Source organism: Mycobacterium sp. ACS4054, from assembly GCF_001667275.1.
In the GTDB taxonomy this organism is placed as follows: Bacteria; Actinomycetota; Actinomycetes; order Mycobacteriales; family Mycobacteriaceae; genus Mycobacterium.
On sequence record NZ_LZHV01000060.1, the window covers coordinates 1 to 26,046 of the forward strand.

Below are 26,046 nucleotides of genomic sequence, written 5' to 3' on the forward strand. Positions count from 1 at the left end.
CCACCCGCCCGCACCGCAGCCGGCGCTGCCCACCACCCCGTGGCAGCACACCCGGCACTGGATCTCCCCCACCGCCGGCGGGCACCGCACGCCGCACACCCACCCCCTGCTCGGCACCGGGGTCACCGATCCGACCACCGGGACCCGGATCTGGGAATGCGAACTCGGCCCGAACCTGCTGTGGCTCGGTGATCACGTCATCGACGATCTCTGCGTGCTGCCGGGTGCGGCCTACGCCGACATCGCCCTCGCGGCGGCGATCGACGCGTTCGCGAACCCCGACGCCGAGCCCTGGATGATCCGCGATCTCAGCCTGGACCGCATGCTGCACGTCGGTGACGGCACCGTTCTGGTGACGACACTCACCGGGGACGAGCGGACGTGCCGCGTCGAAATGCGCACGCGCGAAGCCGCTTCCGGGTGGGTCAGACACGCCACCGCCACCCTCACCCGCGATAGCGAACGCGCGCTGCCCCTGCCGCCGGCCGACGAACCCGCCGCGACCGCTCTCGACCCCGACGAGCTCTATGCGCGGTTGCGCGGCGCCGGGCAGCAACACGGCCCGGCCTTCCGGGGGATCGAGGGCCTGGCCGTCACCCAGTCCGGTGCGGCCCGCGCGGACGTGCGGCTGCCCGCACCGGCCAGGACGGGGTCCCGCAACCTGGTGCTGCACCCGGTCATGATGGACATCGCGGTGCAGGCGCTCGGGGCCACGCGCGCCGCGACCGACCTGGCCGACGGGCAGAGCGCCCGCGAAACGCTGGTTCTCCCCGTGCGTTTCGCCGGCATCCACGTGTACGGGAACGTGGCCGACGGCGTCCGCTCGTTCGGCTCGCTCGCCCCCACCGACAGTCCGGACCGGCTCGTCGGCCACGTCGTGCTGACGGATCAGGACGGTCGCGTACTGCTCGTCATCGACGAGGTCGAGATGGCGGTGCTCAGGTCGGGCGGCGGCGCAACGGAACTCAGCGCCCGCCTGTTCGCGCTGCAGTGGGAGCCCGCCGCCCTGGACAAGCCGGCCGGGCGGCTCGGTGGCCTGCTGCTGATCGGGGACACGGACAACGGCGACCCGCTGCTGCCCGCGCTGCGGTCGGCACTGCGCGACGGCGCCGACGAGGTCGAGCTGGTCTCCCCGGCCGACGTGGCGCGGCTGCGCGCGACCATCACCCGCACCCCGTGGGACGCCGTCGCAGTGGTCTGCCCGCCGCGGCACGCCGACGAATCGCTGCCCGACCAGGACCAGCTGGCTTTGGCGCAGGCGCGCACGCTGCTGATCGCCGACATCGCGAAGACGGTGACGCGGATGGGCGCCCGCAACACCCCCCGGCTGTTCGTCGTCACCCGCGGCGCCCAGCAGCTCGATCCCGCCGATCGGGTCACATTGGCGCAGGCGGGGATTCGCGGCATCGCCCGGGTGCTCACCTTCGAGCATCCGGAATTCAAGCCGACGCTGATCGATGCCGACCCCGACGGCGTGGATTCGCTCGCCGGTCTGGCCGCCGAGCTGCTCGCCGGGTCGGACCACGACGAGATCGCCCTGCGGGCCGGGCAGCGCTATGTCAACCGGGTGGTGCCCGCGCCCACCACCCCGACCGGTGCCCTCGCGCCCGAACCCCGCCGCACCGTGGTGAACCTGGACGCCGGGGGCGCGGTGCGGCTGCAGACCGACCAGCCCGGGCGCCTGGACGCTTTGAACGTCCACGCGGTCAAGCGGATTCCGCCGGGACCCGGTCAGGTGGAGGTTCGGGTCGTCGCGGCGGGCCTGAACTTCAGCGACGTGCTCAAGGCGATGGGCGTGTACCCCGGGCTCGACGGTGCGCCGCCCGTGATCGGTGGCGAGTGCGTGGGCCTCGTGACCGCCGTCGGCCCGGACGTCGACTCCGTGCGGATCGGGCAGCGCGTGATCGCCTTCGGCCCGGGCACTTTCGCGACGCACGTGACCACGCTTGCCGACCTCGTCGCGCCCGTGCCCGACGCGCTGCCGGACGGCGAGGCGGCCGCGTTCGGCATCGCCTATCTGACCGCCTGGCATTCCCTGTGCGAGGTCGGGCGGCTCGCCCCCGGCGAACGCGTGCTTATCCACTCCGCCACCGGCGGTGTCGGACTGGCCGCCGTTTCGATCGCCCAGATGGTCGGGGCGCGGATCTACGCGACGGCCGGCTCGGACGCCAAACGCGACATGCTGCGCGGGCTTGGCGTCGAGTACGTCGGTGACTCGAGGAGCGTGGATTTCGCCGACGAGATACGCGACATCACCGACGGTTACGGCGTGGACGTGATCCTCAATTCCCTTCCGGGCGAAGCCATTCATCGCGGCGTCAAACTCCTCGCCCCCGGCGGCCGGTTCATCGAACTGGGCAAGAAGGACGTCCACGCCGACGCCGGCCTGGGGTTGGCCGCCCTGGCGAAGAGCGCCTCCTTCGCCGTGGTGGACCTCGACCTGAACCTCAAACTGCAACCGGCGCGCTACCGCCGCATGCTCGCCGACATCCTGCGGCACGTGTCGCAGGGCGCCCTGCAGGTGCTGCCGGTCACCGAGTTCGGTCTGCGCGACGCGGCCGATGCGTTCGCGCTGATGGCCTCCGGTCGGCACACCGGCAAGATCGTCGTCTCGATACCGGCCGGCGGCAGCATCGACGCGGTCGCCGCACCGCCACCGCACCCGCTGGTCAGCCCGGACGGCGGCTACCTGATCGTCGGCGGCATGGGCGGCCTCGGCTTCGTCGTTGCGCGGTGGCTGGTCGAGCAGGGCGCGGGATTGGTTGTGCTGAACGGACGTTCGGCCCCCGTCGGGGACGTCGCCGACGCGATCGCGGGGCTCACCGCCGCGGGCGGCCGCATCGAGGTGGTGACCGGCGACATCGCCGAGCCCGGCACGGCCGATCGACTGGTGCGGGCGATCGAAGACGCCGGCGTGCGGCCCGCCGGAGTCCTGCACAGCGCCATGATCCTCGACGACGAGATCGTGCTGAACATGTCCGAATCGGCCGCACGGCGCGTGTTCACCCCGAAGGTCGCGGGCAGCTGGCTGCTGCACCGGGCCACCGCCCACCTGGATCTCGACTGGTGGTTGACGTTCTCGTCGGTGGCCTCCCTGCTGGGCGCTCCCGGCCAGGGCGCGTACGCGGCCGCCAACTCCTGGGTCGACGGCCTGGTCGCCCACCGCCGCTCGGCGGGGCTCCCCGCCGTCGGAATCAACTGGGGCCCATGGGCGGAGGTCGGCCGCGCCCAATTCTTCGCCGACCTCGGCGTCGCGATGATCACGGTCGAACAGGGCCTGGAAGCGATGCAGCTGGCCCTGGCGGCCGACCGCGCGCGCACCGGAGTGTTCAGCCTCGACGCGCGGCAGTGGTTCCAGTCCTTCCCCGCCGCGGCCGGTTCGTCGCTGTTCACCCACCTGCACGACTCGACAGGCGAACGGCGCGCCGGTGGGGGCGCCATCCGCGCCGAGCTGGACGCCACCGACGCCGGTGAGCGCCCGGCCCGCCTCGCGGCCGTGATCGCCGACGAGATCCGGGCGGTGTTGCGCTCGGCCGAGCCGATCGATCCCGGCCGCCCGATGGAGTCGCTCGGCCTCGACTCGCTGATGGCGCTCGAATTGCGCAACCGGCTCGAATCCAGCCTGGGCACAACGCTGCCGGCCGCCCTGGTCTGGGCGTACCCGACGATCACCGACCTCGCGGGCGCGCTGTGCGAGCGGTTGGGTTACGCGACACCGACCGACGAGGAGCGTCCCCCCGACGGGGAGGCCGAGCTATCGGACGAGGAGATGGAGTTGCTGTCCGATCTGGTGGCGGCGAGCGAGCTGGAGACCGCGACCGGGGGCGGCGAGCAATGACGAGCATCGCCGAACGCGCGGCGCAGATGTCGCCCAAAGCCCGCGAGGTCCTCGCCCGTGAGCTCGTGCGCGCGGGCACGGCTTTCCCGACCGAGATCGCCGAACCGGTGGCCGTGGTCGGCATCGGCTGCCGGCTGCCCGGCAAAGTGTCTGGGCCGGAGAGCTTTTGGCAGCTGCTGCTCGACGGCCGCGACGCCGTCGGCGAGGTGCCCCCCGACCGGTGGGACGCCGACGCGTTCTACGACCCCGACCCGCAGGCGCCGGGCCGGATGACGACGAAGTGGGGTGGTTTCGTCGACGACGTCGGCGGTTTCGACGCGGACTTCTTCGGCATCACCCCCCGCGAAGCGATCGCGATGGACCCGCAGCAGCGCATCCTGCTCGAGGTCGCGTGGGAAGCGCTCGAACACGCCGGCGTGCCTCCGGATTCGTTGAGCGGCAGCCGAACCGCCGCAATGATGGGCGTGTCGGCGTGGGACTACACCATCCTCAACCTCGAGCGGCGCGCCGAGATCGACGCGTACATGAGCACCGGCAACCCGCACAGCGCCGCGGTGGGCCGGATCTCCTACCTGTTGGGGCTGCGCGGCCCGGCGGTGGCCGTCGACACCGCCTGCTCGTCGTCGTTGGTGGCGATCCATTTGGCCTGCCAGAGCCTGCGGCTGCGGGAAAGCGACACCGCACTCGCCGGCGGTGTGCACCTGTCGCTGTCGCCGTTCACCAGCATCGCCCTCTCCAAGTGGTCGGCCCTGTCACCGACGGGCCGGTGCAAGACCTTCGACGCCCTGGCCGACGGGTTCGTGCGCAGCGAGGGCTGCGGCGTGGTGGTGCTCAAGCGGTTGTCCGACGCCACCCGCGACGGCGATCGCGTGCTCGCCGTGGTCCGCGGTTCGGCCATCAACCAAGACGGCCGGTCCAACGGCATGACCGCGCCGAACGCGGCGGCGCAGCGCGACGTGATCACCACCGCCCTGCGCCAGGCCGACGTCACGGCGGACAGCGTCAACTACGTCGAAACCCACGGCACCGGAACCATACTGGGCGATCCGATCGAGTTCGAGGCGCTGTCCGCGACGTACGGGCTTGCGAAAGGTCAGAGCGAGGGCGGCTGCGCCCTCGGGGCGGTCAAGACCAACCTCGGGCATCTCGAGGCCGCCGCCGGGGTCACCGGATTCATCAAAGCCATCCTGGCGGTGAACCGCGGATTCATCCCACCGAACCTGCACTTCACCCGGTGGAACCCGGCGATCGACGCGTCGTCGACCCGCCTATTCGTGCCGACCGAGGGCACCGCATGGCCGGCGGCCGGCACCCGCCGGGCCGCGGTTTCGTCGTTCGGCCTCAGCGGCACCAACGCGCACGTGGTGATCGAGCAGCCGCCCGCCCCGGCGGATCCGCAGCCGCGCCCCGCGCCGACGGTGTCGACGCTGGTGGTGTCCGGCAAGACCCCGCAGCGGGTGGCGGCGATGGCCGCCACGCTCGCCGACTGGCTGGGCGCCCCCGGCGCGGCGACGCCGCTGGCCGACGTCGCGCACACGCTGAGTTCCCGCCGGGCCCAACACCCTTGGCGCGCGACCGTGGTGGCCCGCGATGGCGCGGCCGCGGTGGCGGGGTTGCGGGCCCTGGCCGCCGGCGCCCCGGCGCCCGGGGTGCGGGGCCCGGTCGAGTCGACCCGCCGCCCCGGCACCGTGTTCGTCTATTCCGGGCAGGGCGCGCAATGGGCCGGCATGGGCCGCCGGCTGCTGGCCGACGAGCCCGCCTTCGCGGCGGCGATCGCCGAGCTGGAACCGGATTTCGTTGCCCAGACCGGCTTTTCGCTGCACCAGACGCTGGCCGAGGGGCGCACGGTGGCCGGCATCCAGAACATCCAGCCGGTGCTGGTGGCCGTCCAGCTCGCGCTGACCGCGCTGTGGCGCCACTACGGGATCGAGCCCGACGCGGTGATCGGGCACTCCATGGGTGAGGTTTCCGCCGCGGTGGTGTCGGGGGCGCTCACCCCGGCGGAGGGGCTGCGGGTGATCGCCACCCGGTCGGCGCTGATGGCCCGGTTGTCCGGGCAGGGCGCGATGGCGTTACTCGAACTCGACGCCGAGGCGGCCGGAGAACTGATCACCGACCACCCGCAGGTGACGCTGGCCGTGCACGCCTCGCCGCGCCAATCGGTGATTGCCGGCCCGCCCGATCAGGTGGACGCGGTCATCGCGGACGTGGCCGCCCGCAACCTGCTGGCGCGACGCATCGAGGTCGACGTGGCCTCGCACCACCCGATCATCGATCCCATCCTCCCCGAATTGCGTGCCGCGCTAGCCGATTTGGCGCCAAAGACGCCGACCATCCCGATGATCAGCACCACGAGTCCGGCTCCCGGCCCGCTGCTCGACGCCGACTATTGGGCGGACAACCTGCGCAACCCGGTGCGCTTCCATCAAGCCGTCAGCCAGGCCGGGGCCGACCGGCACACCTTCATCGAGATCAGCCCCCACCCGCTGCTCACCCACGCCATCGCCGACACCCTCGGCACCGTCGCGCAAGCCGTCGGCACCCTGCACCGCGACACCGACGACACGATCACCTTCCACGGCCAGCTGGCCGCCGTCTCGCCTCACCCGCCCGTCGCCGGCCGCGGTCGCCTCGCCGACCTCCCGGTGACGCCGTGGCAGCACACCCAATTCTGGGTCGCCGACCGGGCCGGGATGTCGGAGTCGGTCGCCGGCCACCCGCTGCTGGGGACCCACGTCGAAGTGCCGTCCAGCCACGATCACGTGTGGCAGGCCGACGCCGGCACCGCGGTGTCCCCCTGGCTCGCCGACCACAAGGTGTTCGGACAAGCCGTGATGCCGGGCGCGGCGTTCGCCGAGATCGCCTTGGCCGCCGCGAGCGAAGCGCTGGCCGTCCCCGTTGGCAGCGTGTCGATCAACCAGCTCGAAGTCGAGCAGATGCTCAACCTCGGCGACCACACGCGGCTGACCACCCAGCTGACCCGGGGCGCCGACGACAAGACCCGGATCGAGATCTACTCACGGTCGGCCGGCGGCTGGACCAGGCACGCCACCGCGCACGCCGAGACCCGGGCGTCGGACGCCCCTCCCGACGCGCCCGCACCCATCGGAGACGCCGGACCCGCGATCAACCCCGCCGACCTGTACGGCGTGCTGCGCCACGCCGGCCAATACCACGGCCCCGCCTTCGCGGCGCTCACCGAGATCCACCGGCTGCCCGGCGGTTTCGTGGAATCCGAGATCGTCCTCCCCGACGAGGCGCCCCGGCATCCGGGTTTCCGGCTGCACCCCGTCCTGCTCGACGCGGCGCTACAGAGCCTGGCCGCGGCGATGCCGGACGACGAACTCGCCGGCTCCGCCGAGGCCAGTTATCTTCCGGTGTCCTTCGATGCCATCCGGGTCTACGGCGACCCGGGCCGGCGGGCCCGCTGCCGGGCCCAGCTGAGCAATCTCGACGAGGGCGGCGCGGGCAAGCTCGGCCGGATCGTCTTGACCGACGACGCCGGGACGGTCACGGCGGAGATCAACGACGTCTATCTGCGCCGCGTCGAACGCCGCAGCGTGCCGCTTCCGTTGTCGCAGAAGGTCTTCGACACCACCTGGGTGCCCCAGCCGATCACGGCCGTTCAGGCCGAGACCCCCGGCAGCTGGCTGGTGCTCACCGACCGCGGTGCCGCCGACCGCGCGGACGCCTTCGCCGCGGGCTGGCGCTCACCGGCACGCCGGCTGGTCACCGCCGACCTGCACGACGTCGCCGCCGTGCTCGCCGCGTTCGCCGACACCGCGGGCGACCCCGAGCACCCGCCCGTCGGCGTGGTCGTGTTCGCGGCGCCCAGCCCCGACGTCACGGACGGCGGCATCGACCAGGCCCGCGAAACGGTGTGGGCGGTCTCGACCGTCGTCCGCGCGATCGTCGGCGGCTGGCACGGTCAATCACCGCGGCTCTGGCTGGTCACCGAGGGCGGCCTCGCCGTGCGCGACGAGGCCGGCCGCCCCGGGGTCGGCGCGCTGAAGGGCCTGGTGCGGGTCCTGGCCTACGAGCATCCCGAGCTGCGCACCACGCTGGTCGACCTGGACGCCCACGGGGACCCGGAGGCGCTCAATACCGAACTGGCCGCGGCGATCTCGGACCCGATGGACGACATCGTCGCGTGGCGGGGCGGGCAGCGCCACGTGGAGCGCCTCACCCGGGCGGTCATCGGCGAACCCACCACCCGAGACGTCGTCCGCCGCGGAGCGTCTTACATCGTCACCGGCGGACTGGGCGGCCTGGGCCTGGTCATGGCGCGGTGGCTGGTGGACGGCGGCGCGGGGCGGCTCGTCCTCAACGGCCGCAGCGAACCGTCGGAACAGCAGCGCGCGGTCCTGGCCGAGCTGGAGCGGGGCGCCGAGATCGTGGTGGTCACCGGCGACATCGCGGCCGAGGGCGTCGCCGAAAAGCTGGTGGCGGCCGCGGGCGAGACGAACCTGCGCGGCGTGTTGCACGCGGCCGCCGTGCTCGACGACAGCCTGGTGTTCTCCATGACCAAGGACAGCGTCGAACGGGTGTGGGCGCCCAAGGTCATCGGGGCGCTGCGCCTGCATCAGGCCAGCGCGAACTGCGAATTGGATTGGTGGCTCGGGTTTTCCTCGACCGCCTCCATGCTGGGCGGGCCGGGGCAGGCCTCGTACGCGTGCGCCAGCGCGTGGCTCGACGCGCTGGTCGATTGGCGGCGGGCGGCGGGATTGCCTGCGGCGGTGATCAACTGGGGCCCGTGGGCGGAGGTGGGTCTCGCCCGCGCGTTGACCGGCGGCGCGCTCGATCCCATCACGCCCGCCGAGGGCACGGCGGCCATGGAGCCGCTGCTGGCCAGCGGCAGGTGCCACACCGGCGTGGGCCGGCTGCGGCCCGACCGGGCGCTGATCGCGTTCCCGGAGATCCGCAACCTCGGCTACTTCACCAACGTGGTCGCCGAGCTGGAAACCGCGGGTGACGGCGGCGACTGGGCCGGTCCCGAAGCGCTGACCGGGCTGGAACCCGGTGCGGCGCAAGCCCTGATGACCGAGCGGCTGCGCGCGCGCATCGCCGCGGTCATGGGGTACGCCGACCGGTCGGCCGTCGACCCCGGCGTGCCCCTCATCGAGTTGGGGATGGATTCCTTGATGGCCGTGCGGATTCGCAACTCCGCCCGCGCCGACTTCGGAGTCGAGCCACCGGTGGCCCTCCTGCTGCAGGGCGCCTCGTTGCACGACCTCACGGCCGACCTGGTTCGCCAGCTCGGCCTGGCCGGCGACGGGGGGCCGGACGAGCAGAAAGACGCGGTTCGCGACCGGGCGGCGCAGCGCGCGGCCGCGCGCCAACAAGCCGCACTGCGGCGGAAGCGAGGACATCAAGCATGAGCACGAACGGGTCGACGGACTCACCGCCCAACGCGATCGCGGTGGTCGGCATGGCCGGAAGGTTCCCCGGCGCCAACGACGTCTCAACATTCTGGGACAACCTGCGGCGGGGCAAGGAGTCGATCGCCACGCTGTCCGAGCAGGAACTCAAGGCCGCCGGCATCCCCGACGAGGTGCTGGCGAACCCGGCCTACGTGCGGCGCGCCCCCCTTGTCGACGGGGTCGACGAGTTCGACGCCGAGTTCTTCGGGTTCCCCCCGCAATTCGCCCGGATGCTGGATCCCCAGCACCGGCTGTTCTTGCAGTGCGCGTGGCACGCGTTCGAGGACGCCGGCTGCGACCCCGCCGAGTTCGACGGCTCGATCGGCGTTTTCGGGACCAGCTCCCCCAGCGGCTACCTGCTGCACAACCTCTCCTCGCACCGCGCCCAGGACGCCTTCATTGGGACGGGCCTCAATTTTGAGCAGTTCAACCTGTTCCTGCAGAACGACAAGGACTTCCTGGCGACCCGGGTTTCGCACCAATTCGATCTGCGCGGGCCCAGTCTCACGGTCCAGACCGCATGCTCGTCGTCGCTGGTGGCGGTCCACCTGGCGTGCCAGAGCCTGCTCAGCGGCGAGTGCGACATGGCCCTGGCCGGCGGGGTGTCGCTGTCGGTCCCCCACCACGTCGGGTACTGGAACTCGCCGGGCGCCATGGTGTCCGCAGTGGGCCACTGCCGCCCGTTCGACGTGCGGGCCGACGGCACCGTCTTCGGCAGTGGCGTGGCCATCGTCGCGCTCAAGCCCCTGCAGGCCGCCCTCGACGCCGGCGACCGGGTGCACGCCGTCATCCGCGGATCGGCGATCAACAACGACGGATCGATGAAAATGGGCTACGCGGCGCCGAATCCGGCCGCCCAGGCCGACGTCATCGCCGAAGCCCACGCGGTCGCCGGCATCGACTCCGCGACCGTGAGCTATGTCGAAACACACGGAACCGGCACGCCGCTGGGTGATCCCATCGAGGTCCAGGGATTGCGATCCGCCTTCGCCGTGTCGCAGACCCCCCGCCCGGGCCCCTGCGTCCTCGGCTCGGTCAAGTCCAACATCGGGCACCTGGAGGTGGCGGCCGGTGTGGTGGGTCTGATCAAGACCATTCTGTGCCTGCAGCACAAGGCGATTCCCGGCACGCTGCACTTCACCAGTCCGAACCCCGAGCTGCGTCTCGACGAGACCCCGTTCACCGTCCGAAGCGCATACGACGCGTGGGAGTGGGACGGCGTGCGCAGGGCCGGGGTCAGCTCGTTCGGGGTGGGCGGCACCAACGCGCACGTCGTGGTGGAAGAGGCGCCCCCCGCCCCCGAGCGGGCGGCGCCCGCGGGCCCCCAGGTCTTGCTGGTCTCGGCGCAAAGCGCGGCCGCGCTTGACGGGTCGCGCGCCGCTCTCGCCGACGCGTTGGCCGCCCCGGACGGCCCCGAACTGGCCGACGTCGCCCACACCCTCACCGGGCGCCGCAGGCACCGGCTCACCGTGGCGGCCGTGGTGCACGACCGCGAGCACGCGGCCACGGTGCTGCGGGCGGGCGAGCACGACAACGTCTTCGTCGGCGAATCGCTCGACGGCGGCGAGGACCCCGCGCATCGGGTCGTGTTCATGTTCCCCGGTCAGGGCGCCCAGCACGTCGGCATGGCCAGGGGTCTCTACGACACCGAGCCGGTGTTCGCCGAGCATTTCGACGCGTGCGCGGCGGGATTCGGCGACGAGATGGGGATTGACCTGAAGGCGCTGATATTCGGTGACGCCGCAACCGATCTGGAGCGCATCGACCGCTCCCAGCCCGCCTTGTTCACGGTCGAATACGCCCTGGCGCGGTTGGCCGAACACTACGGGCTGCGCGCCGGGGCGTACATCGGCTACAGCACGGGTGAGTACATCGCGGCCACGCTGGCCGGGGTGTTCGACCTCGAGACGGCGATCAAGCTGGTGGCCTTGCGCGCCCGGCTGATGCACGAGTCCCCGCCCGGTGCGATGGTCGCCGTCGCGCTAGGCCCCGACGACCTCGCCCCCTACCTCACCCCCGGGGTCGACTTGTCCGCGGTCAACGACCCCGGCAACTGCGTGGTCGCCGGCCCCAACGACGAGATTCGCGCCTTCACCCAGCGGCTACGCGAGGCGGGCATCACCGCCCGGCGGGTGCGGGCCACCCACGCATTCCATTCCAGCGCAATGGATTCCATGGCGGCCGAGTTCGGCGAATTCCTGTCCGGCGTCGAGCTTCGCCGCCCGGACACGCCCCTGCTCAGCAACCTCACCGGGACCTGGATGACCGACGAGCAGGTCACCGACCCGGCCAGCTGGGCGCGTCAAATCAGTTCCACGATCAGGTTCGCAGACGAACTCGACGCGCTGCTGACCGATCCCGACCGGGTGCTCGTCGAAGTCGGCCCCGGGGGCAGCCTGACGGGCTCGGCGATGCGACACCCGAAGTGGTCGGACGGCCACCGCGCGGTTCGACTGATGCGGCACCCGATCCAGAACACCGACGACCGGGACACCTTCCTGCTCGGGCTCGGCCAGCTGTGGTCGGCCGGGGTGCCGGTCGACTGGGAACCGCTGACCGGGCCGACGCCGAACCCTGTCTGGCTACCCGGTTACGCCTTTGCCCGCGAACGGCATTGGGTCGACCCCAAACCGCTCGCCTGGCTCGAGCACCCCGCCGAGGCGCCCGGGGCGCCGGTCGCCGCCACCAACGGCGCCGCGTCGGCGAACGGGCAGTCGCACACCGAGGCCACGCTGCGGCAGATCTGGATGCAATGCCTGGGTCTGAACTCGATCGGTCGCAACGACAACTTCTTCGACCTCGGCGGCGATTCGCTGATCTCGATCGGCATCGCGACCAACGCCAGCAACGCCGGGCTGGACGTCACGCCGCAGGATCTGTACGGCAACCCGACCTTGGCCACCCTGGCGGCCCACGTCGACGCCAAGTATGCCGCGGGCTCGTTGGCGAAACCGCCTGAGGCCGCCTCGTTCCCGGCCATCCCGCCGGGCGTCGCGCGGTTCCTCGAGACCGGAGTGCGGCAGCCGGGCAGCTGGCGGATCCCGCTGATCCTGCGCCTCGACACGGGTGTCGGCGTCGACGACGTCCGCGCGGTGCTCACCGCCTTGGTCAATCACCACGACGCGTTGCGCCTCGAGCTCGTCGAGCGGGCCGGCACCTGGGAGCAGCGCATCGCGGCGCCACGGGAATTCGACCGGCTCTCCTCCCGGACGCTGCCCGACACCGAGCCCGAGGCGCAGCGCGCGGCGCTGCTCGACATCGTGGCCGAGCTGGCGGCCCACGACGATCTGACCGCACCGCTGACGGCCAGCTACATCCGCGGCCCGCACGGCGCGTGCTATCTGGCGCTGTCCCTGCACGAGATCGTCGCCGACACCACCTCCCGCGAAATCCTGGTCACCGACCTCTTCACCGCCTTCACGCAACGCGTTGCGGGCGAGGAGATCTCGCTGGCCCCGGCCACCACCTCGTGGCGGGATTGGTCCTTGCGCGTCGCCGCCCTCGCGACGCACCCGGCGGTCCTCGAGACGCGCGACTTCTGGTTGGACGGCTCGATGCGGCCGACCCTGCGGCCGGCCGACACCGAGGCGACCGAACCGCCGCGCGGTGACGACCTGGCCAAGGTGTCGACGGCGCTGACGGTCGAGCAGACGTCCGAGCTCGACGACGCCCGGCGCGCGCTCGGGTGGTCGGTAGACGAGATCCTGCTGGCGGCGCTGAGCCGGTCCATCGCCGAGACCGTCGGCGCCGGCGTGGTCGCCGTCGACCTGGAGGGGGCCGGACGTTCGGTGCTGCGCCCGGATGTCGACCTGCGCAGAACCATCGGGCGGTTCACCACGATCTATCCGGTGCCGCTGCGGTGCGCCACGCCCGACGACACGGGCGCCAGCGAGCTGCTGACGGCCGTTCGTGACACCCTCAAATCCGTTCCGCACTACGGGATTGGCTACGGGCTGCTGCGGTATCTCTACGCGCCCACCGCGCGGGCGCTGTCGGGCGCGCACCCCGCGGATGTTCACTTCCGCTACGTCGGCGTGGTTCCCGAGCTGCCGCCCATCGATGCGCCGGTGCAATTCGACTCCGACGCCGCCATGCCCGTGCGCGACACGATCCCGGGCCTGGGTCATGCCATCGAGTTGCGCGTCTACCGGCACTCCGGTGTGCTGCACCTCGATTGGTGGTACGACACCCGCCGGGTGCAGGGGGCGCGCGCCGAGGCGCTGGCGCGGTGTTTCCCGCTGGCGCTGCGGGCGCTGATCGGCGACGCCATCGCCGCCGGCGACGCCGACATGGACGGGCAGCCGGTGGAATTGGCGTTGGTGGACCTGTCGGCCCTGGACGCGGGTTGAGGGGGGCCGAGTGATTGACGCACGGACAGCGACCGACAAGGCGGTCGTCGTCGACCGGGTTCGCAAGACCTTCGGCGACTTCGTGGCCCTGCACGAGGTCAGCTTCGACGTCGGCCGCGGCGAGGTGCTCGGGCTGCTCGGGCCGAACGGTGCGGGCAAGACCACCCTGGTGGACATCCTGTCGACGCTGAGCCGGCCGGACAGCGGCCGCGCGGTGGTCGCCGGCTACGACGTGGTGTCCGAACCGGCCGGTGTGCGCCGATCGATCATGCTCACCGGCCAGCAAGTCGCGATCGACGACATGCTCACCGGGAGCGAAAACCTGGTGATGTTCGGCCGGCTGTTCGGCTTGCACAAGTCGGCGGCGCGCGCCCGCGCCCGGCAGCTCATCGATGAATTCGACCTCGCCTACGCCGCCGACCGGCGCGTCAAGACCTATTCCGGCGGCATGCGCCGCCGCATCGACATCGCCTGCGGCCTGGTGGTCCGCCCCGAGGTCGTCTTCCTGGACGAACCCACCACCGGGCTGGATCCGCGTAGCAGGCAAAGCATTTGGGACCTGGTCGGCAAGTTCAAGGACGACGGCATCGCCACGCTGCTGACGACGCAGTACCTCGAGGAGGCCGACGCGCTGGCCGACCGGATCGTGGTGATCGACCACGGGCGGGTCATCGCCGAGGGAACGGCCGACGAGCTCAAGGAGCGCACCGGCGGCAGTTATTGCGAGATCGTGCCGCGCCGGTTGACCGACCTGCGGGCGATCGCCGATGTCCTGGGCCCGCTGGTGCCGGACAAGATCCGGGCCGCGCTCACGCCCGATTCGGATCGGATCACCATCCCCGCCCCGGACGGCGCACGCACCCTCATCGAGGCCGTGGGGCGACTGGCCGCCGCCGGCATCGAGGTGGCCGACGTCGCCCTGCGGCGCCCGTCGCTCGACGACGTGTTCCTTGCGCTGACGGACGACTCGCCCGCCGCGCGCGCCCCCGTCGCGACCCAGGCCGTCGGGTGACCGCGACCGCCAGCCCCGAACGCCACCCGTCCACGCTGACGCAGTGGTGGGTCCTCACCGTTCGCTTCATCGCGCCCACCCTGCGCAACGGCGAACTGCTCGTGACCGTCGCATCCTCGGTGGTGTTCACGGCCGGCTTCTACATCCCGCTGCACCAGATCATGGGCACCGCGACCAAGGGACTTTCCAGCAGTTACGCGCAATACGTCATGCCGTTGATCGCGTTGCAGGCCATCACCTTCGCCGCGATGTCGACGGCGTTTCGGGCCGCGACCGACTCGGTGCAGGGCATCAACCGGCGGTTCAGATCCATGCCGATGGCCCCGTTCGCCCCGGTGGGCGCCCGCATCTCGGCCGCGGTGTACCGCTGCACCGTCTCGGTGGCGGTCGCGGTGGTCTGCGGCTATGTCATCGGGTTCCGGTTTCACCGCTCGGCGATCTACGTCGCGGCCTTCTGCCTGTTGGTGGTGGCGGTCGGATCGATCCTGTCCTTCGCGGCGGACCTGGTCGGCACCGGAACCCGCAACCCCGAGGCCATGACCCCGTTGCTCATCCTGCCGCCCTTGATCTTCGGCCTGCTGTCCACCGGAGTCCAACCGGCGCAGCAGTTTCCGCACTGGATCCAGCCGATCGTCCGCAACCAGCCGGTGTCGCAGTTCGTGATCGCCTTACGCGCGCTGGCCGGGGACGCCGCCCCGTTCGGCGGATCGGTGACCTGGCCGGTGCTGGCGCCGACGCTGGCGTGGTTGTTCGGATTGACCGCGCTGCTGATTCCGGCGTCGGCGATCGTGTTGGCCAGGAGGTCGCGATGACGGTGCTGGATTCGCCCCGCTACCACGAAGACTCGGCACGCGCACTGGCGTCGCAAACCTGGGTCCAGACGCGGCGGATCCTGCTGGGCTGGGCGCGCGATCTGACGACCGTGATCGAGGCACTCGTCCTACCGGTCCTGTTCCTGTTGACGTTGAACATCATTCTCGGCAACGTCATTTCACAGGTCACCGGCCACAGCGCGCTGTACGGCACGGTTCCGCTGAATGCGCTGGCGGCCACGATAAATGGGGCCGCGATCGGAGCGATCGGCCTCATCGGCGAGCGCTCCAACGGCCTGCTGCGCCGGCTGTGGGTGGTGCCCGTGCACCGCGCGTCGGGCGTCTGTTCGCGAATCGCGGCCGAGATGATCCGGATCGTGATCACCACCCTGGTCGTGCTGGCCGTGGGAATGATGCTGGGCTTCCGCTTCCGGCAGGGCGTGCTCGCGAGCCTCACCTGGTTCGTCGTCCCGATGATCTTCGGGCTCGCGTTCGCCACCCTGATCACGATGGTGGCGCTGTACACCGCCAACAACTTCCTGCTCGAAACGGTCACGCTCGGACACGTTCTCGCCGTGGTGTTCTCGACCGGCTTCCTGCCGGTGGATCAATTTCCGAAGTGGGTGCAGCCGGTGGTCGCGCACCAGCCGATGAGCTACGCGATCGAGGCGATGCGCGGCCTGTCGCTGGGCGGGCCGGTGCGCTGGCCGATGATCGCCACGCTGTTGTGGGCCGGCGGCATCACCGCCGTGTGCATCGTGCCGGCGCTGGCCGGCTATCGACGCGCCAGCACGAGCTGACGAGGAAGTGGTGGGCATGTTTCCGGGATCCGTCATCCGCAAGCTGACGCGCAGCGAAGAGGTGTTCGCGGTCAACGAAACCTATTTCGCCTTCACCGCTTTCATCACCGGCCCCGTCGACCTCGACGCGATGGCCGACGCCTTCGACGCGCTGCTGGAGTCCCACCCCGTGTTCACCGGCCGCCTGGAAAAGGGCGACGACGGCCGCTACCAGATCGTCGCCGAAGACCTGATGCACACCGGCATCTGGGTGGTCGAGGACGACGCCGAACCGGGCGCCGCACCGGCGACGGCCGGCATGCGCCTCGACCAGAACCAGACCTTGCTCAACCTTCGGCTGAAGCGCGGCGGCGCGCGCACCGAACTCACGCTCTACACTCACCACAGCCTGGCCGACGCCCACCACGCGTTCGGTCTGCTCGAGGAGCTCTTCTCCCTCTACACCGAAGTCGTCACCACCGGCGCGCCGCCCCCGATCACGCCGCAACCCGCGCCCGAGGCGCTGGAGCTCCTGCTCGAACAGCGCGGTGTGACAAAACAGCAGCGGTCCGGGCTGGAGAAGCTCTTCAAGGCGATGTTCGCCTACGACCTGCCGACCCAGGATAAGCCACCCGTGATGCCGAATCCGGATGCGATACAACCCATTCCGATCGCGCGGATACGGTTCACCGAGGAGGAGACGGCGGAGCTGGTCGAGTTCGGTTCGACCAATCAGCTCAGCCTCAACTCCGTGGTAGCGGCGGCCATCCTGCTGGCCGAGTGGGAATTGCGCGACACGCCCCACATCCCGATTCCCTACATCTATCCGGTCGATCTGCGCTACCTGCTCTCACCGCCGGTGAGTCTCACCGGCGGCACGCTGCCGCTGGGCGTGGCCACCTACCTCGCCGAGATCAGGGCCGACACCGATCTGGTGGATCTGGCCCGCGGAATCGTGGACTCCTTCCGCACCGACCTGTCGGACGGGGTAATCCAGCAATCCGCGCTGCATTTCAACCTGCAGTATCAGGGCACTCCCGCGGGGCTCCCCCCGGTCGTGCTGTGCACGGACACCGGCACCATCCCGCCGCTGCGCGTACCCGACGAGATCGAGCTGGAGGACTTCCAAAGCGAGCTCTACTTCCCCACCCGCGCCCCGGTGGACCTCTACAGCGTCGGAACTTTCGCGAACCGGTTGTTCATCGAGCACCACGCGCACCTGCCGGGGCGCGAAAAGACCTTGGCGGCAATCCATTCGCGGCTCTGCTCGCTGGTCGAGGAGGACAGCTGGGCCATGGAGTGAGCCGGCATTTCAAGACGGCGTGGGCGCACCGGCCCCCTCGGCCACCAGCGTCTCGGTCAGATGCAGGCTCAACGAGCGCGCGGAGTTGTAGGTCGCGACGACCTTGGGGGTGATCCGGATCCCGGTTTCGGCCTCGATGCGCGTCCGCAGTTCGAGGTTGCCCAGCGAGTCCAGTCCGTGATCGGCGAACGGGCGATCGGGATCTATTGTGCGGCGCAGGATCAACCCGGTCTGCTCGGTGATCAGGCGCCGGAGCCGGGCCGGCCACTCGTCGGGTGACAGCGAGCGCAGTTCGGCGCGCAGCGTGGCGCCCTCGCTTCCGTGCTGTACTCCGGCGGACCGGAACGCTTCGGCGAACGGGCTGCGGTCCACCAGCGCGGCGAGCCACGGCGCGCCGGTCGTCGGCACGTAACCGGTGTACCCCCGGTCGTAGCGCAGCAGCGTCTCGAACGCCCGCGCACCCTCGTCCGGGGCGATCATCGTGGTGCGGCCGCCGGCCGCCAGGAACGTGGCGCGGCCGATCTCGCCCCACGCGCCCCACGCGATCGTGGTCGCGGGCAGGCCCTGGCTGCGGCGCCAGTGGGTGAACGCGTCCAGCCAGCTGGAGGCCGCGGCGTACGCGCCCTGACCCGCCGAGCCGAACAGCGCGGCCACCGACGAGAAGGCGCAGAACCAGTCCAGCGGCTGGCCGGCCGTGGCATGGTGTAAGTTCCACACCCCGTTGACCTTTGGCGCCCAGTCCTTGTCGATCAGCTCGTCGGTGATGTTGGCGAGCACGGCGTCCTCGACCACCGCGGCGGCGTGCAGCACCCCGCGCAGCGGAAGTCCGGTCGCGGTGGCCGCGGCCACCACCCGGGCCGCGGTGTCGGCCTCGGCGATGTTGCCGCTTTCCACCACCACATCGGTCCCGGCGGCGCGGAGGCGTTCGATGGTCTGGCGCGCCTTGGCGGTGGGGGTGGACCGGGCGGTCAGCACGATCCGCCCGCAGCCCGCCTTGGCCATCTCGGCGGCCAGGAACAATCCCAGCCCGCCCAGGCCGCCGGTGACGATGTAGGCGCCGTCCGCGCGGAAGACGGGCGCCCGCTCCGGCGGCAGCACCGCGCGGGTCTGTCCGTCGCGCGGCACGGTGAGCACCAGCTTGCCGGTGTGCTCGGCGCCGCTCATCACCCGGATCGCCGTCGCCGCCTCCGATATCGGGTATTCGGTGCAATTCGGTTGTGGCAGATCACCGTCGGCGATCCGCTGGTAGACCGCCCGCAGCAACTCCTGCACCCGCCGCGGGTGCGTCTTGGTGAGCAGCGCCAGGTCGACGGCGTAAAAGGTGAGGTTGTGGCGGAACGGAAACAGCCCCAGGCGGGCGTCGTCATAGATGTCCCGCTTGCCGATCTCCACGAACCGTCCGCCGTAGGCAAGCAGGTTCAGCCCGGCGCGCTGGGCGGACCCGGTCAGCGAGTTGAGCACCAGGTCGACCCCGTACCCGTCGGTGTCGCGCCGGATCTCGTCGGCGAACGCCGTGCTGCGTGAGTCGTAGACGTGCTCGATGCCCATGTCCCGCAACAGCGCTCGCCGCTCGGGGCTGCCCGCGGTGGCGAAGATCTCGGCCCCCACCATGCGCGCGATCGCGATCGCGGCCTGACCGACACCGCCGGTGCCGGAATGGATCAGCACCTTGTCCTCCGCCGAAATCCTGGCCAATTCGCACAGGCCGTACCACGCGGTGCCGTACGCGGTCGCCGCGGCGGCGGCCTGGCCGGCGGTCATGTCGGCCGGCACGGGGGCGACGAGCCGGGCGTCACAGGTGACGAACGTGCCCCAGCTACCGTTGCCGAAGCCGGAGAAACCGCCCACCCGGTCGCCGACCCGGTGCTCGGTGACCCCCTCGCCGACCCGGGTGACCACACCGCCCAGGTCGAATCCCAGCTGGTGCGGCTCGCCCTCCAGGTCAGGGTAACGGCCAAGGGCGGCAAGCACTTCGGCGAAGTTGACGCTGGACGCGTCGATCGCCACCTCGACCTCGCCCGGGCCCGGCGGCGTGCGGTCGAGGGCGACGAACTCGAGCGTCTGCAGGTCACCGGGGTGGCGCACCACGACACGCATCCGGTCGGTTTCATGGTCGACGGTGGTGAGCCGGCGTTCGTCGGGACTCAACGGCGTGCAGCGCAGCCGCGCCGTGTACAAGTGACCGCCGCGCCAGGCGGTCTCGTCTTCGGCCGAACCGGAAAGCAGTTCGTGCGCCGCCCGCTCGACATCGTCGTCGCTCTCCAGGTCGATCTGGGTGGTGCGCAGTTGGGGGTTCTCGGCGCCGACCACGCGCAGCAGGCCGCGCAGCCCGGCCTGCACCAGGTTCGGTTCGTCCTCGGCCAGCACGATCTGCGCCCGCCGGGTGACGACATACAGCCGCGGCGGCGTCGCCGACATCTCCGGCAGGTCGCGGATCATCCGCACCACGTGGCGCACCTGTTCCCGGCCCTGCAGCAGGCCCTGCTCGTCGGGCGCCCCGGCCGGCGGCGGGCACACGATCACCACGCCTTCCAGTCCGCCGCGCACCGCCGCGCCCAGCCGTTCGGCGTTGGCCCGGTGGTCGGACAGCTCGGGCCAGTTCAGCGTGTCGCATTGCGCGCCTGCTGATTTCAGCGCATCGGTCAGCCTGGACTCGAGCAGGTCGGCCTCGGCGGTGTTGATCAACAGCCACGCGCCGAGGACCCGGTCGGGCGCCGACGGCGGCGCCTGCCGCTGCCAGTCGACGGTCAGCAGCCGCTCGGCCATCAGCCGGTCGGCCCCGCCGCCGCTGATCCCCATGCGCAGGCCCTGCACCGCCAGCAGCACCGCGCCGTCGGGGTCGAGCAACTCGAAATCGACGTCGACCGACGACCCCGTCGCCGCGGCCAGCCGCAGGTGGCAGTAGCGCGCGCCGCGCGTCGGGCCGTACCGGCGCAGGCGGGCAACGCCCAACGGCAGCAGGCTTTCCCGCGCGGCCTCGTTGACGGCGGGGTGCGCCAGCACGGTCTGGAAGCAGGCGTCCAGCAGGGCGGGGTGCACGCCGTAGCCGCCCTGCTCGGCGCGGACCGCGCCCGGTAACGCGACCTCGGCCACCACGCTGCGGCTCTTGCCCTCGGCGGTGCGCGTCGAGACCAGGCCGGCGAAGGCGGGACCGTAGTCGACGCCGCGCTCGGCGAACGACTTGCGCAGCGCGGCACCATCACTGGGTAGGGGGTGGGTGGCCAGCAGGGCGGCGACGTCGCGTCGCTGCGGTTGATCGGCCGGGTCGCCCGCGCGCAGGACCGCGGCCGCGCTGCGGATCCGCTCCCCGTCGCGCTCGGTCTCCACGACGAAGTCGGCGACGCCGGCGTCGGTGACCGAGGCCACCGCGCTCACCGGTGTCCGGTCCCCCAGCAGCAGCATCTGCTCGAAGCGGACGTCACGGACCTCGGATTCCGGCCCCAGCACCGCGGCGGCGGCCGCCAGCGCCATCTCGCAGAATCCGGCGCCGGGGAAGGCCGCAACCCCGTTCACCCGGTGGTCGGCCAGCCACGGCAAGGCCGCGGTGCCGACCTCGCCCTGCCACGCGTGCCGTTCGGGTTCCTCCGGCAACCGCACGTGCGCGCCCAGGAGCGGGTGCGCGTCGAGCGTGAACCGGCCGCGCGACCGCGCCCCGTCGGTGTCGATGAGCAGCCGCTGGTGGGTCCACGTCGGCAGCGGCGCGTCCACCAGCCGGCCGGCCGGATAGAGCGCGGCGAAGTCGATGGCGGCGCCGGCGCTGTACAGGTCCGCCAGGAACTCCCGCAGACCGTGCGGCACCGGCTGGTCGCGGCGCATGGCGCCGAGCGCGGCGATGGTGACGTCGGAGGCGGCCGCGTTCTGTTCGACCGCCCGGATCAGCAGCGGATGCGGGGCCGGTTCGCCGAAGACGCGGTGGCCGACGTCGAGCGCCGCCTGCACCGCGGCGGCGAACTTGACCGACTGCCGCAGGTTGTTCACCCAGTAGCCGGCGTCGAACGCCGGTCGCACCCGTGGATCGTCAAGCGTCGCAGAGTAATACGGCACTTCCGGGGCCGCCGGCGTCAGGTCGGCGAGCTGGTCGGCCAGGTCGGCGAGGATCGGATCGACCTGAGACGAGTGCGAGGCGACGTCGACGGCCACCTCCCGGGCCATCACCTCGCGGGCCTCCCACTGCGCCACCAGATCGCGCACCGTGCGCGTCGCTCCGCCGATCACGGTGGAGTTGGGCGAGGCGATCACCGAGACCACCGCGTCGCTGATCCCCCGGGCGGCCAGCTCGTCGCGCACCTGCTGGGCGGGCAGCTCCACCGATGCCATCGCCCCCGCGCCCGCGATGCGCGCCATCAGCTTGGACCGCCGGCAGATCACCTTCACCCCGTCGTGCAGCGACAGCGCCCCGGCGACCACGGCCGCCGCGATCTCGCCCATCGAGTGGCCGATGACCGCCCCGGGCCGCACGCCGTAGGCCCGCATCGCGGCGGCCAGCGCGACCTGGAAGGCGAACAGCGTCGGCTGCACCCGCTCGATGCCGGTGACCGTCTCAAGGGCCGACATCGCCTCGATCACCGAGAAACCCGACTCCGCCGCGATCAGCGGCTCGGCCTCGGCGACCGTGGCGGCGAACACCGGCTCCTTGGCCAGCAGCTCCGCGCCCATCTGAGCCCACTGCGAGCCCTGTCCGGAAAACGCCCACACGGGCCCGCGGTCGTCGTGACCGGCGGCCGGCGCGTACGGTGTTTCGCCGCAGGCGATTTCGCGCAGCGCGCTGCCCAGCTCCTCGAGGCCGTCCGCGGCGATCGCGGTGCGCACGGTCCGGTGCCCGCGCCGCCGCGCCAGCGTGTAGGCCAGGTCGGCGGCGGACACCGTGTCGGTGTCCAGCCAGTCGGCCAGCCGCCGCGCCGTGCGGCGCAGCTCGTCGGCGGAGGTGGAGGACAACGGGAACAGCAGCGGCCCAGGTCGTTCCGCGGCCGCATCGTCGGCCGGAGGTTCGGGCGCCTGTTCGATGACGGCGTGCACGTTGGTGCCCGACATGCCGAACGAGGTCACCCCGGCGCGCCGCGGTCCCTGGCCCTTGTCCGGCCACGGCGTAACCTCCTGTGGCACAAACAATCCGGTTTCGATGCGGGCCAGCTCGTCGGGCAGGCGCCGGAAGTGGGCCATCGGCGGCACCGCGCCGTGGCGCACCCCGAGCACCGCCTTGACCAACCCGACCGCGCCCGCGGCGGCCTCGGTGTGCCCGACGTTGCTCTTGGCCGACCCGAGGGCGACGCGGTTGCCGCCGGCCCCGTAAACCTCGGTGAGACTGGCGAATTCGAGGGGATCGCCCTTCGGGGTTCCGGTGCCGTGCGCTTCCACCATGCCGACGGTGGCGGGGTCGACGCCCGCCGCGTCCAGCGCCGCGCGGTACACCGCGGCCTGCGCATCCGACGACGGCGTCGTGATGGTCTCGGAACGGCCGTCCTGGTTGACCGCCGTGCCGCGCACCACCGCCAGGATCCGGTCACCGTCGCGCACCGCGTCGGGCAGGCGCTTGAGCACGACCACCGCGCACCCGTCGGAACGGACGAACCCGTCGGCGGCGGCGTCGAACGTGTGGCAGCGGCCGGTGGGCGAAAGCATGCCCTGTGCGGACGCCGACGCCGACACGCGGGGGTCCAGGACAAGCATGGCGCCCCCGGCCAGGGCGAGATCGCTTTCGCCGGTGTTCAGGCTCGAGCAGGCCAGGTGGACGGCCAGCAGCCCGGACGAACAGGAGGTGTCGAGCGTGACCGCGGGCCCGACCAGCCCCAGCCCGTAGGCGATCCGGCCGGAGGCCATGGAAAACGGGGTGCAGGTGTAGCCGTAGGCGTCCTCCATCACCCCGGCATCGCCGCTCATCAGCGTGTAGTCCTGCTGGCACATCCCCACGAACACGCCGGTGCGCGAGCCGCTCAACTCCGGCGGTGCGATGCCCGCATGCTCGATCGCTTCCCAGGACGTCTCCAGCAGCAACCGGTGCTGCGGGTCGATCGCGGTCGCCTCGCGTTCACCGAAGCCGAAGAAAGCGGCGTCGAAGCCGCCGGCGTCGTCGATGAAGCCGCCCCAACGCGAGACCGAGCGCCCGTGCACCCCGCGCTCGGGGTCGTAGTGGTCCTCGACGTCCCATCGGTCGGTGGGGATCTCGGTCACCAGGTCGTCGCCCCGCAACAGCGCTTGCCAGAACGCTTCGGGGGAGTCGATCCCGCCCGGTAGCCGGCATCCCATTCCGATGACCGCAATGGGGGTGACGCGTGGTTCCATCGCCGCTGTACCTCGTCTCAGGCCAACCGGCGATGCTGCGAGTATCACCGGCGCTAGTGAAATGTGAGGGCGCAGCGCAGCATCGCTCGCGCCCCCCAACCCGAGCGGGTCTCGACGCGGAACCCAACGAAGCGCCAAGCTTAGACGCTCGAAGCAATCGGGGTGGGGTGAATGCACCGATTTCGGCCGCCCGCCCCCACCCCGTGGCCGGTGAGCTGCGGTTATCGGCCGCGGGCCACCGGTTGCCATATACCCCCATAGGGTATATCGTGGACGGAAAAATCCGAGCCACGAAGCGAGGACCACGTGACACACAGGGCGCTGTCGGCGATCGGGCACGCATTGGGCCTCGCCGGGTCGATGACGTGGGAGATCCTCTGGGCGCTGATTCTGGGCTTCGCGCTGTCGGCGGTCGTGCAGGCGGTGGTGCGGCGCTCGACCATCGTCGGGCTGCTGGGCGACGATCGACCCCGCACCCTGGCGGTGGCCGCCGGGCTCGGGGCGGCGTCGTCCTCCTGCTCGTACGCCGCGGTGGCCCTGGCCCGCTCGTTGTTCCGCAAGGGCGCCAGCTTCACCGCCGCGATGGCCTTCGAAATCGGTTCGACCAACCTGGTGGTCGAGTTGGGCATCATCCTGGCCCTGCTGATGGGCTGGCAGTTCACCGCCGCGGAGTTCGTCGGCGGCCCGCTGATGATCGTGGTGCTGGCCGTGCTGTTCCGGTTGTTCGTGCGGTCGCGGCTGATCGACGAGGCCCGGGCGCAGGCCGAGCGGGGTATCGCCGGATCGATGGAGGGCCACGCCGCCATGGACATGTCGATCAAGAAGGACGGCACGTTCGCGCAGCGGCTCTTGTCCGGGGAGGGCTTCACCTCGGTTTCGCACGTGTTCGTGATGGAGTGGTTGGCGATCCTGCGGGACCTGGTTCTGGGCCTGCTGATCGCCGGTGCGATCGCGGCGTGGGTGCCCGAATCATTCTGGCGTGGCTTCTTTTTGGCCGACAGCCCGGGCTTGTCGGCGCTGTGGGGACCGATAGTGGGACCGGTCGTGGCGATCGTGTCGTTCGTCTGCTCCATCGGCAACGTGCCGCTGGCCGCGGTGCTCTGGAACGGCGGCATCAGCTTCGGCGGTGTCATCGCGTTCATCTACGCCGACCTGCTGATCCTGCCGATCCTGAACATTTACCGGAAGTACTACGGCACCCGGATGATGCTCACGCTGCTCGGCACGTTCTACGCCGCGATGGTCGCGGCCGGCTATTTGGTCGAATTGATCTTCGGCGCAACGAGTCTCATCCCGAAGCAGCGCAACGCCACGGTGATGGAAGCCACGATCTCGTGGAACTACTCCACCTGGCTGAATATCGTCTTCCTGGCCATCGCGGGCGTGCTCGTCGTCCGGTTCGTCAGCACGGGCGGAATCCCGATGGCGCGGATGATGGGTGGCTCGCCCGACAGCGGGCACGACCACGAGTGCCACTAGCGGCCAACGGATTGTCTCCGGCGGCTTTGGGGGCGATGATCTGGCGAAGTGATCGGCAACCGCCAAGAAGGAGTCGCTGAAGATGACGGAGATATCCATCGACGGCCACGGCCCGCGGCGCCGGGTGCTGCTCCTCTACTACACCTTCACCGGGCAGACGCTCGCGGTGCTCGAGGCGGCGGCCGAGGTGTTCGGCGAGCGGGGCTGGGAGGTGCACCGGGCTCCGATCACCTTCACCGATCGGCGCTACGCCGAACGCTTCTCCCTCTTCCCGTTGCGCCACGCGGCGCTTGACCTGCTCAGCGTCCTGCCCGCCCAGCTGCGCCGGGCGACCGGCGAGATCCAAACCCCGGACGAGGTTCGCGACGCGAGCTACGACCTGATCTGCATTGGATCCTCGACATGGTGGTTCACCATGAACATGCCGATGCGTACTTTCTTGAGGTCGGACGAGGCGCGAATCCTGCTCGCCGGCAAGCCATTCGCCGCGTTCTGCGTCTGCCGCCGGTACTGGCGCGGCAATTTCGCGGCGGTCCGCAGGCTCGGGGAGAGGCTGGGCGGCAGATATGCGGGCGGGGTCCATTTCGAATACCTCGGCGGCCAGGTCGCCTCGGGGCTGTCGCTGATGAGCTATTTGCGGTCGGGCCGCTACCGGAACCGCTATTTCGGCCTGCGCATCCCGGCAACCAACGTGCAGCCCTACCAGCTGGAGCAGACGCGGATCTTCGCTCGATCGCTCGCCGATCGGCTGGCCGCCGACGCCGTGGCGACCTGA

At 71.2% G+C, this 26,046-nt stretch carries 10 protein-coding genes; 9 read left to right on the top strand and 1 reads right to left on the bottom strand.

Going from position 1 to position 26,046, the window contains the following annotated elements:
• From A5730_RS18005 to A5730_RS18035, 7 genes are all read left to right on the top strand, one after another.
• A partial coding sequence (locus tag A5730_RS18005; protein ID WP_156745859.1) for an SDR family NAD(P)-dependent oxidoreductase occupies positions 1 to 3,838 on the top strand: 3,838 nt, incomplete at its 5' end.
• Positions 3,835 to 9,216, top strand: a complete 5,382-nt coding sequence (locus A5730_RS18010; RefSeq protein ID WP_067903212.1) for a type I polyketide synthase — start codon at positions 3,835 to 3,837, stop codon at positions 9,214 to 9,216. The genes A5730_RS18005 and A5730_RS18010, both read left to right, overlap by 4 nt.
• On the top strand, positions 9,213 to 13,607 hold the full coding sequence (locus tag A5730_RS18015) for a type I polyketide synthase (protein ID WP_067903215.1): 4,395 nt from the start codon (positions 9,213 to 9,215) through the stop codon (positions 13,605 to 13,607). The genes A5730_RS18010 and A5730_RS18015 overlap by 4 nt, the downstream gene beginning before the upstream one ends.
• Before the next feature lie 10 nt (positions 13,608 to 13,617).
• Positions 13,618 to 14,619: a daunorubicin/doxorubicin resistance ABC transporter ATP-binding protein DrrA gene (locus tag A5730_RS18020; RefSeq protein ID WP_067903216.1), complete on the top strand. Its 1,002-nt coding sequence runs from the start codon at positions 13,618 to 13,620 to the stop codon at positions 14,617 to 14,619.
• On the top strand, positions 14,616 to 15,431 hold the full coding sequence (locus tag A5730_RS18025; protein WP_067903219.1) for an ABC transporter permease: 816 nt from the start codon (positions 14,616 to 14,618) through the stop codon (positions 15,429 to 15,431). Before A5730_RS18020 ends, A5730_RS18025 begins: the two co-directional genes overlap by 4 nt.
• The gene (locus A5730_RS18030) at positions 15,428 to 16,231 is read left to right on the top strand and encodes an ABC transporter permease (RefSeq protein WP_067903222.1); all 804 of its coding nucleotides are present in this window, start codon (positions 15,428 to 15,430) and stop codon (positions 16,229 to 16,231) included. Before A5730_RS18025 ends, A5730_RS18030 begins: the two co-directional genes overlap by 4 nt.
• 16 nt (positions 16,232 to 16,247) lie before the next feature.
• The gene (locus tag A5730_RS18035; protein WP_067903443.1) at positions 16,248 to 17,513 is read left to right on the top strand and encodes an acyltransferase; all 1,266 of its coding nucleotides are present in this window, start codon (positions 16,248 to 16,250) and stop codon (positions 17,511 to 17,513) included.
• Positions 17,514 to 17,522: 9 nt separating this feature from the next.
• On the opposite strand, the gene pks2 is transcribed toward A5730_RS18035, so the two are convergent.
• A complete protein-coding gene (pks2, locus tag A5730_RS18040; RefSeq protein ID WP_067903225.1) occupies positions 17,523 to 23,792 on the bottom strand; it encodes a type I polyketide synthase in 6,270 nt (2,089 codons plus the stop codon).
• A 264-nt stretch (positions 23,793 to 24,056) separates the two neighbouring features.
• Between pks2 and A5730_RS18045 the strand changes: the two genes are divergently transcribed.
• Together A5730_RS18045 and A5730_RS18050 are read left to right on the top strand one after the other, a co-directional pair.
• The gene (locus A5730_RS18045; RefSeq protein ID WP_369829895.1) at positions 24,057 to 25,271 is read left to right on the top strand and encodes a permease; all 1,215 of its coding nucleotides are present in this window, start codon (positions 24,057 to 24,059) and stop codon (positions 25,269 to 25,271) included.
• Positions 25,272 to 25,353: 82 nt separating this feature from the next.
• On the top strand, positions 25,354 to 26,046 hold the full coding sequence (locus A5730_RS18050; RefSeq protein WP_067903228.1) for a flavodoxin: 693 nt from the start codon (positions 25,354 to 25,356) through the stop codon (positions 26,044 to 26,046).

What these genes read in the sequence shown, in the direction of transcription:
- A5730_RS18010 (WP_067903212.1), top strand. Translation starts at nt 3,835, where the DNA reads ATGACGAGCATCGCCGAACGCGCGGCGCAGATGTCGCCCAAAGCCCGC.
- A5730_RS18015 (WP_067903215.1), top strand. Translation starts at nt 9,213, where the DNA reads ATGAGCACGAACGGGTCGACGGACTCACCGCCCAACGCGATCGCGGTG.
- A5730_RS18030 (WP_067903222.1), top strand. Translation starts at nt 15,428, where the DNA reads ATGACGGTGCTGGATTCGCCCCGCTACCACGAAGACTCGGCACGCGCA.
- A5730_RS18035 (WP_067903443.1), top strand. Translation starts at nt 16,248, where the DNA reads ATGTTTCCGGGATCCGTCATCCGCAAGCTGACGCGCAGCGAAGAGGTG.
- pks2 (WP_067903225.1), bottom strand. Translation starts at nt 23,792, where the DNA reads ATGGAACCACGCGTCACCCCCATTGCGGTCATCGGAATGGGATGCCGG.
- A5730_RS18050 (WP_067903228.1), top strand. Translation starts at nt 25,354, where the DNA reads ATGACGGAGATATCCATCGACGGCCACGGCCCGCGGCGCCGGGTGCTG.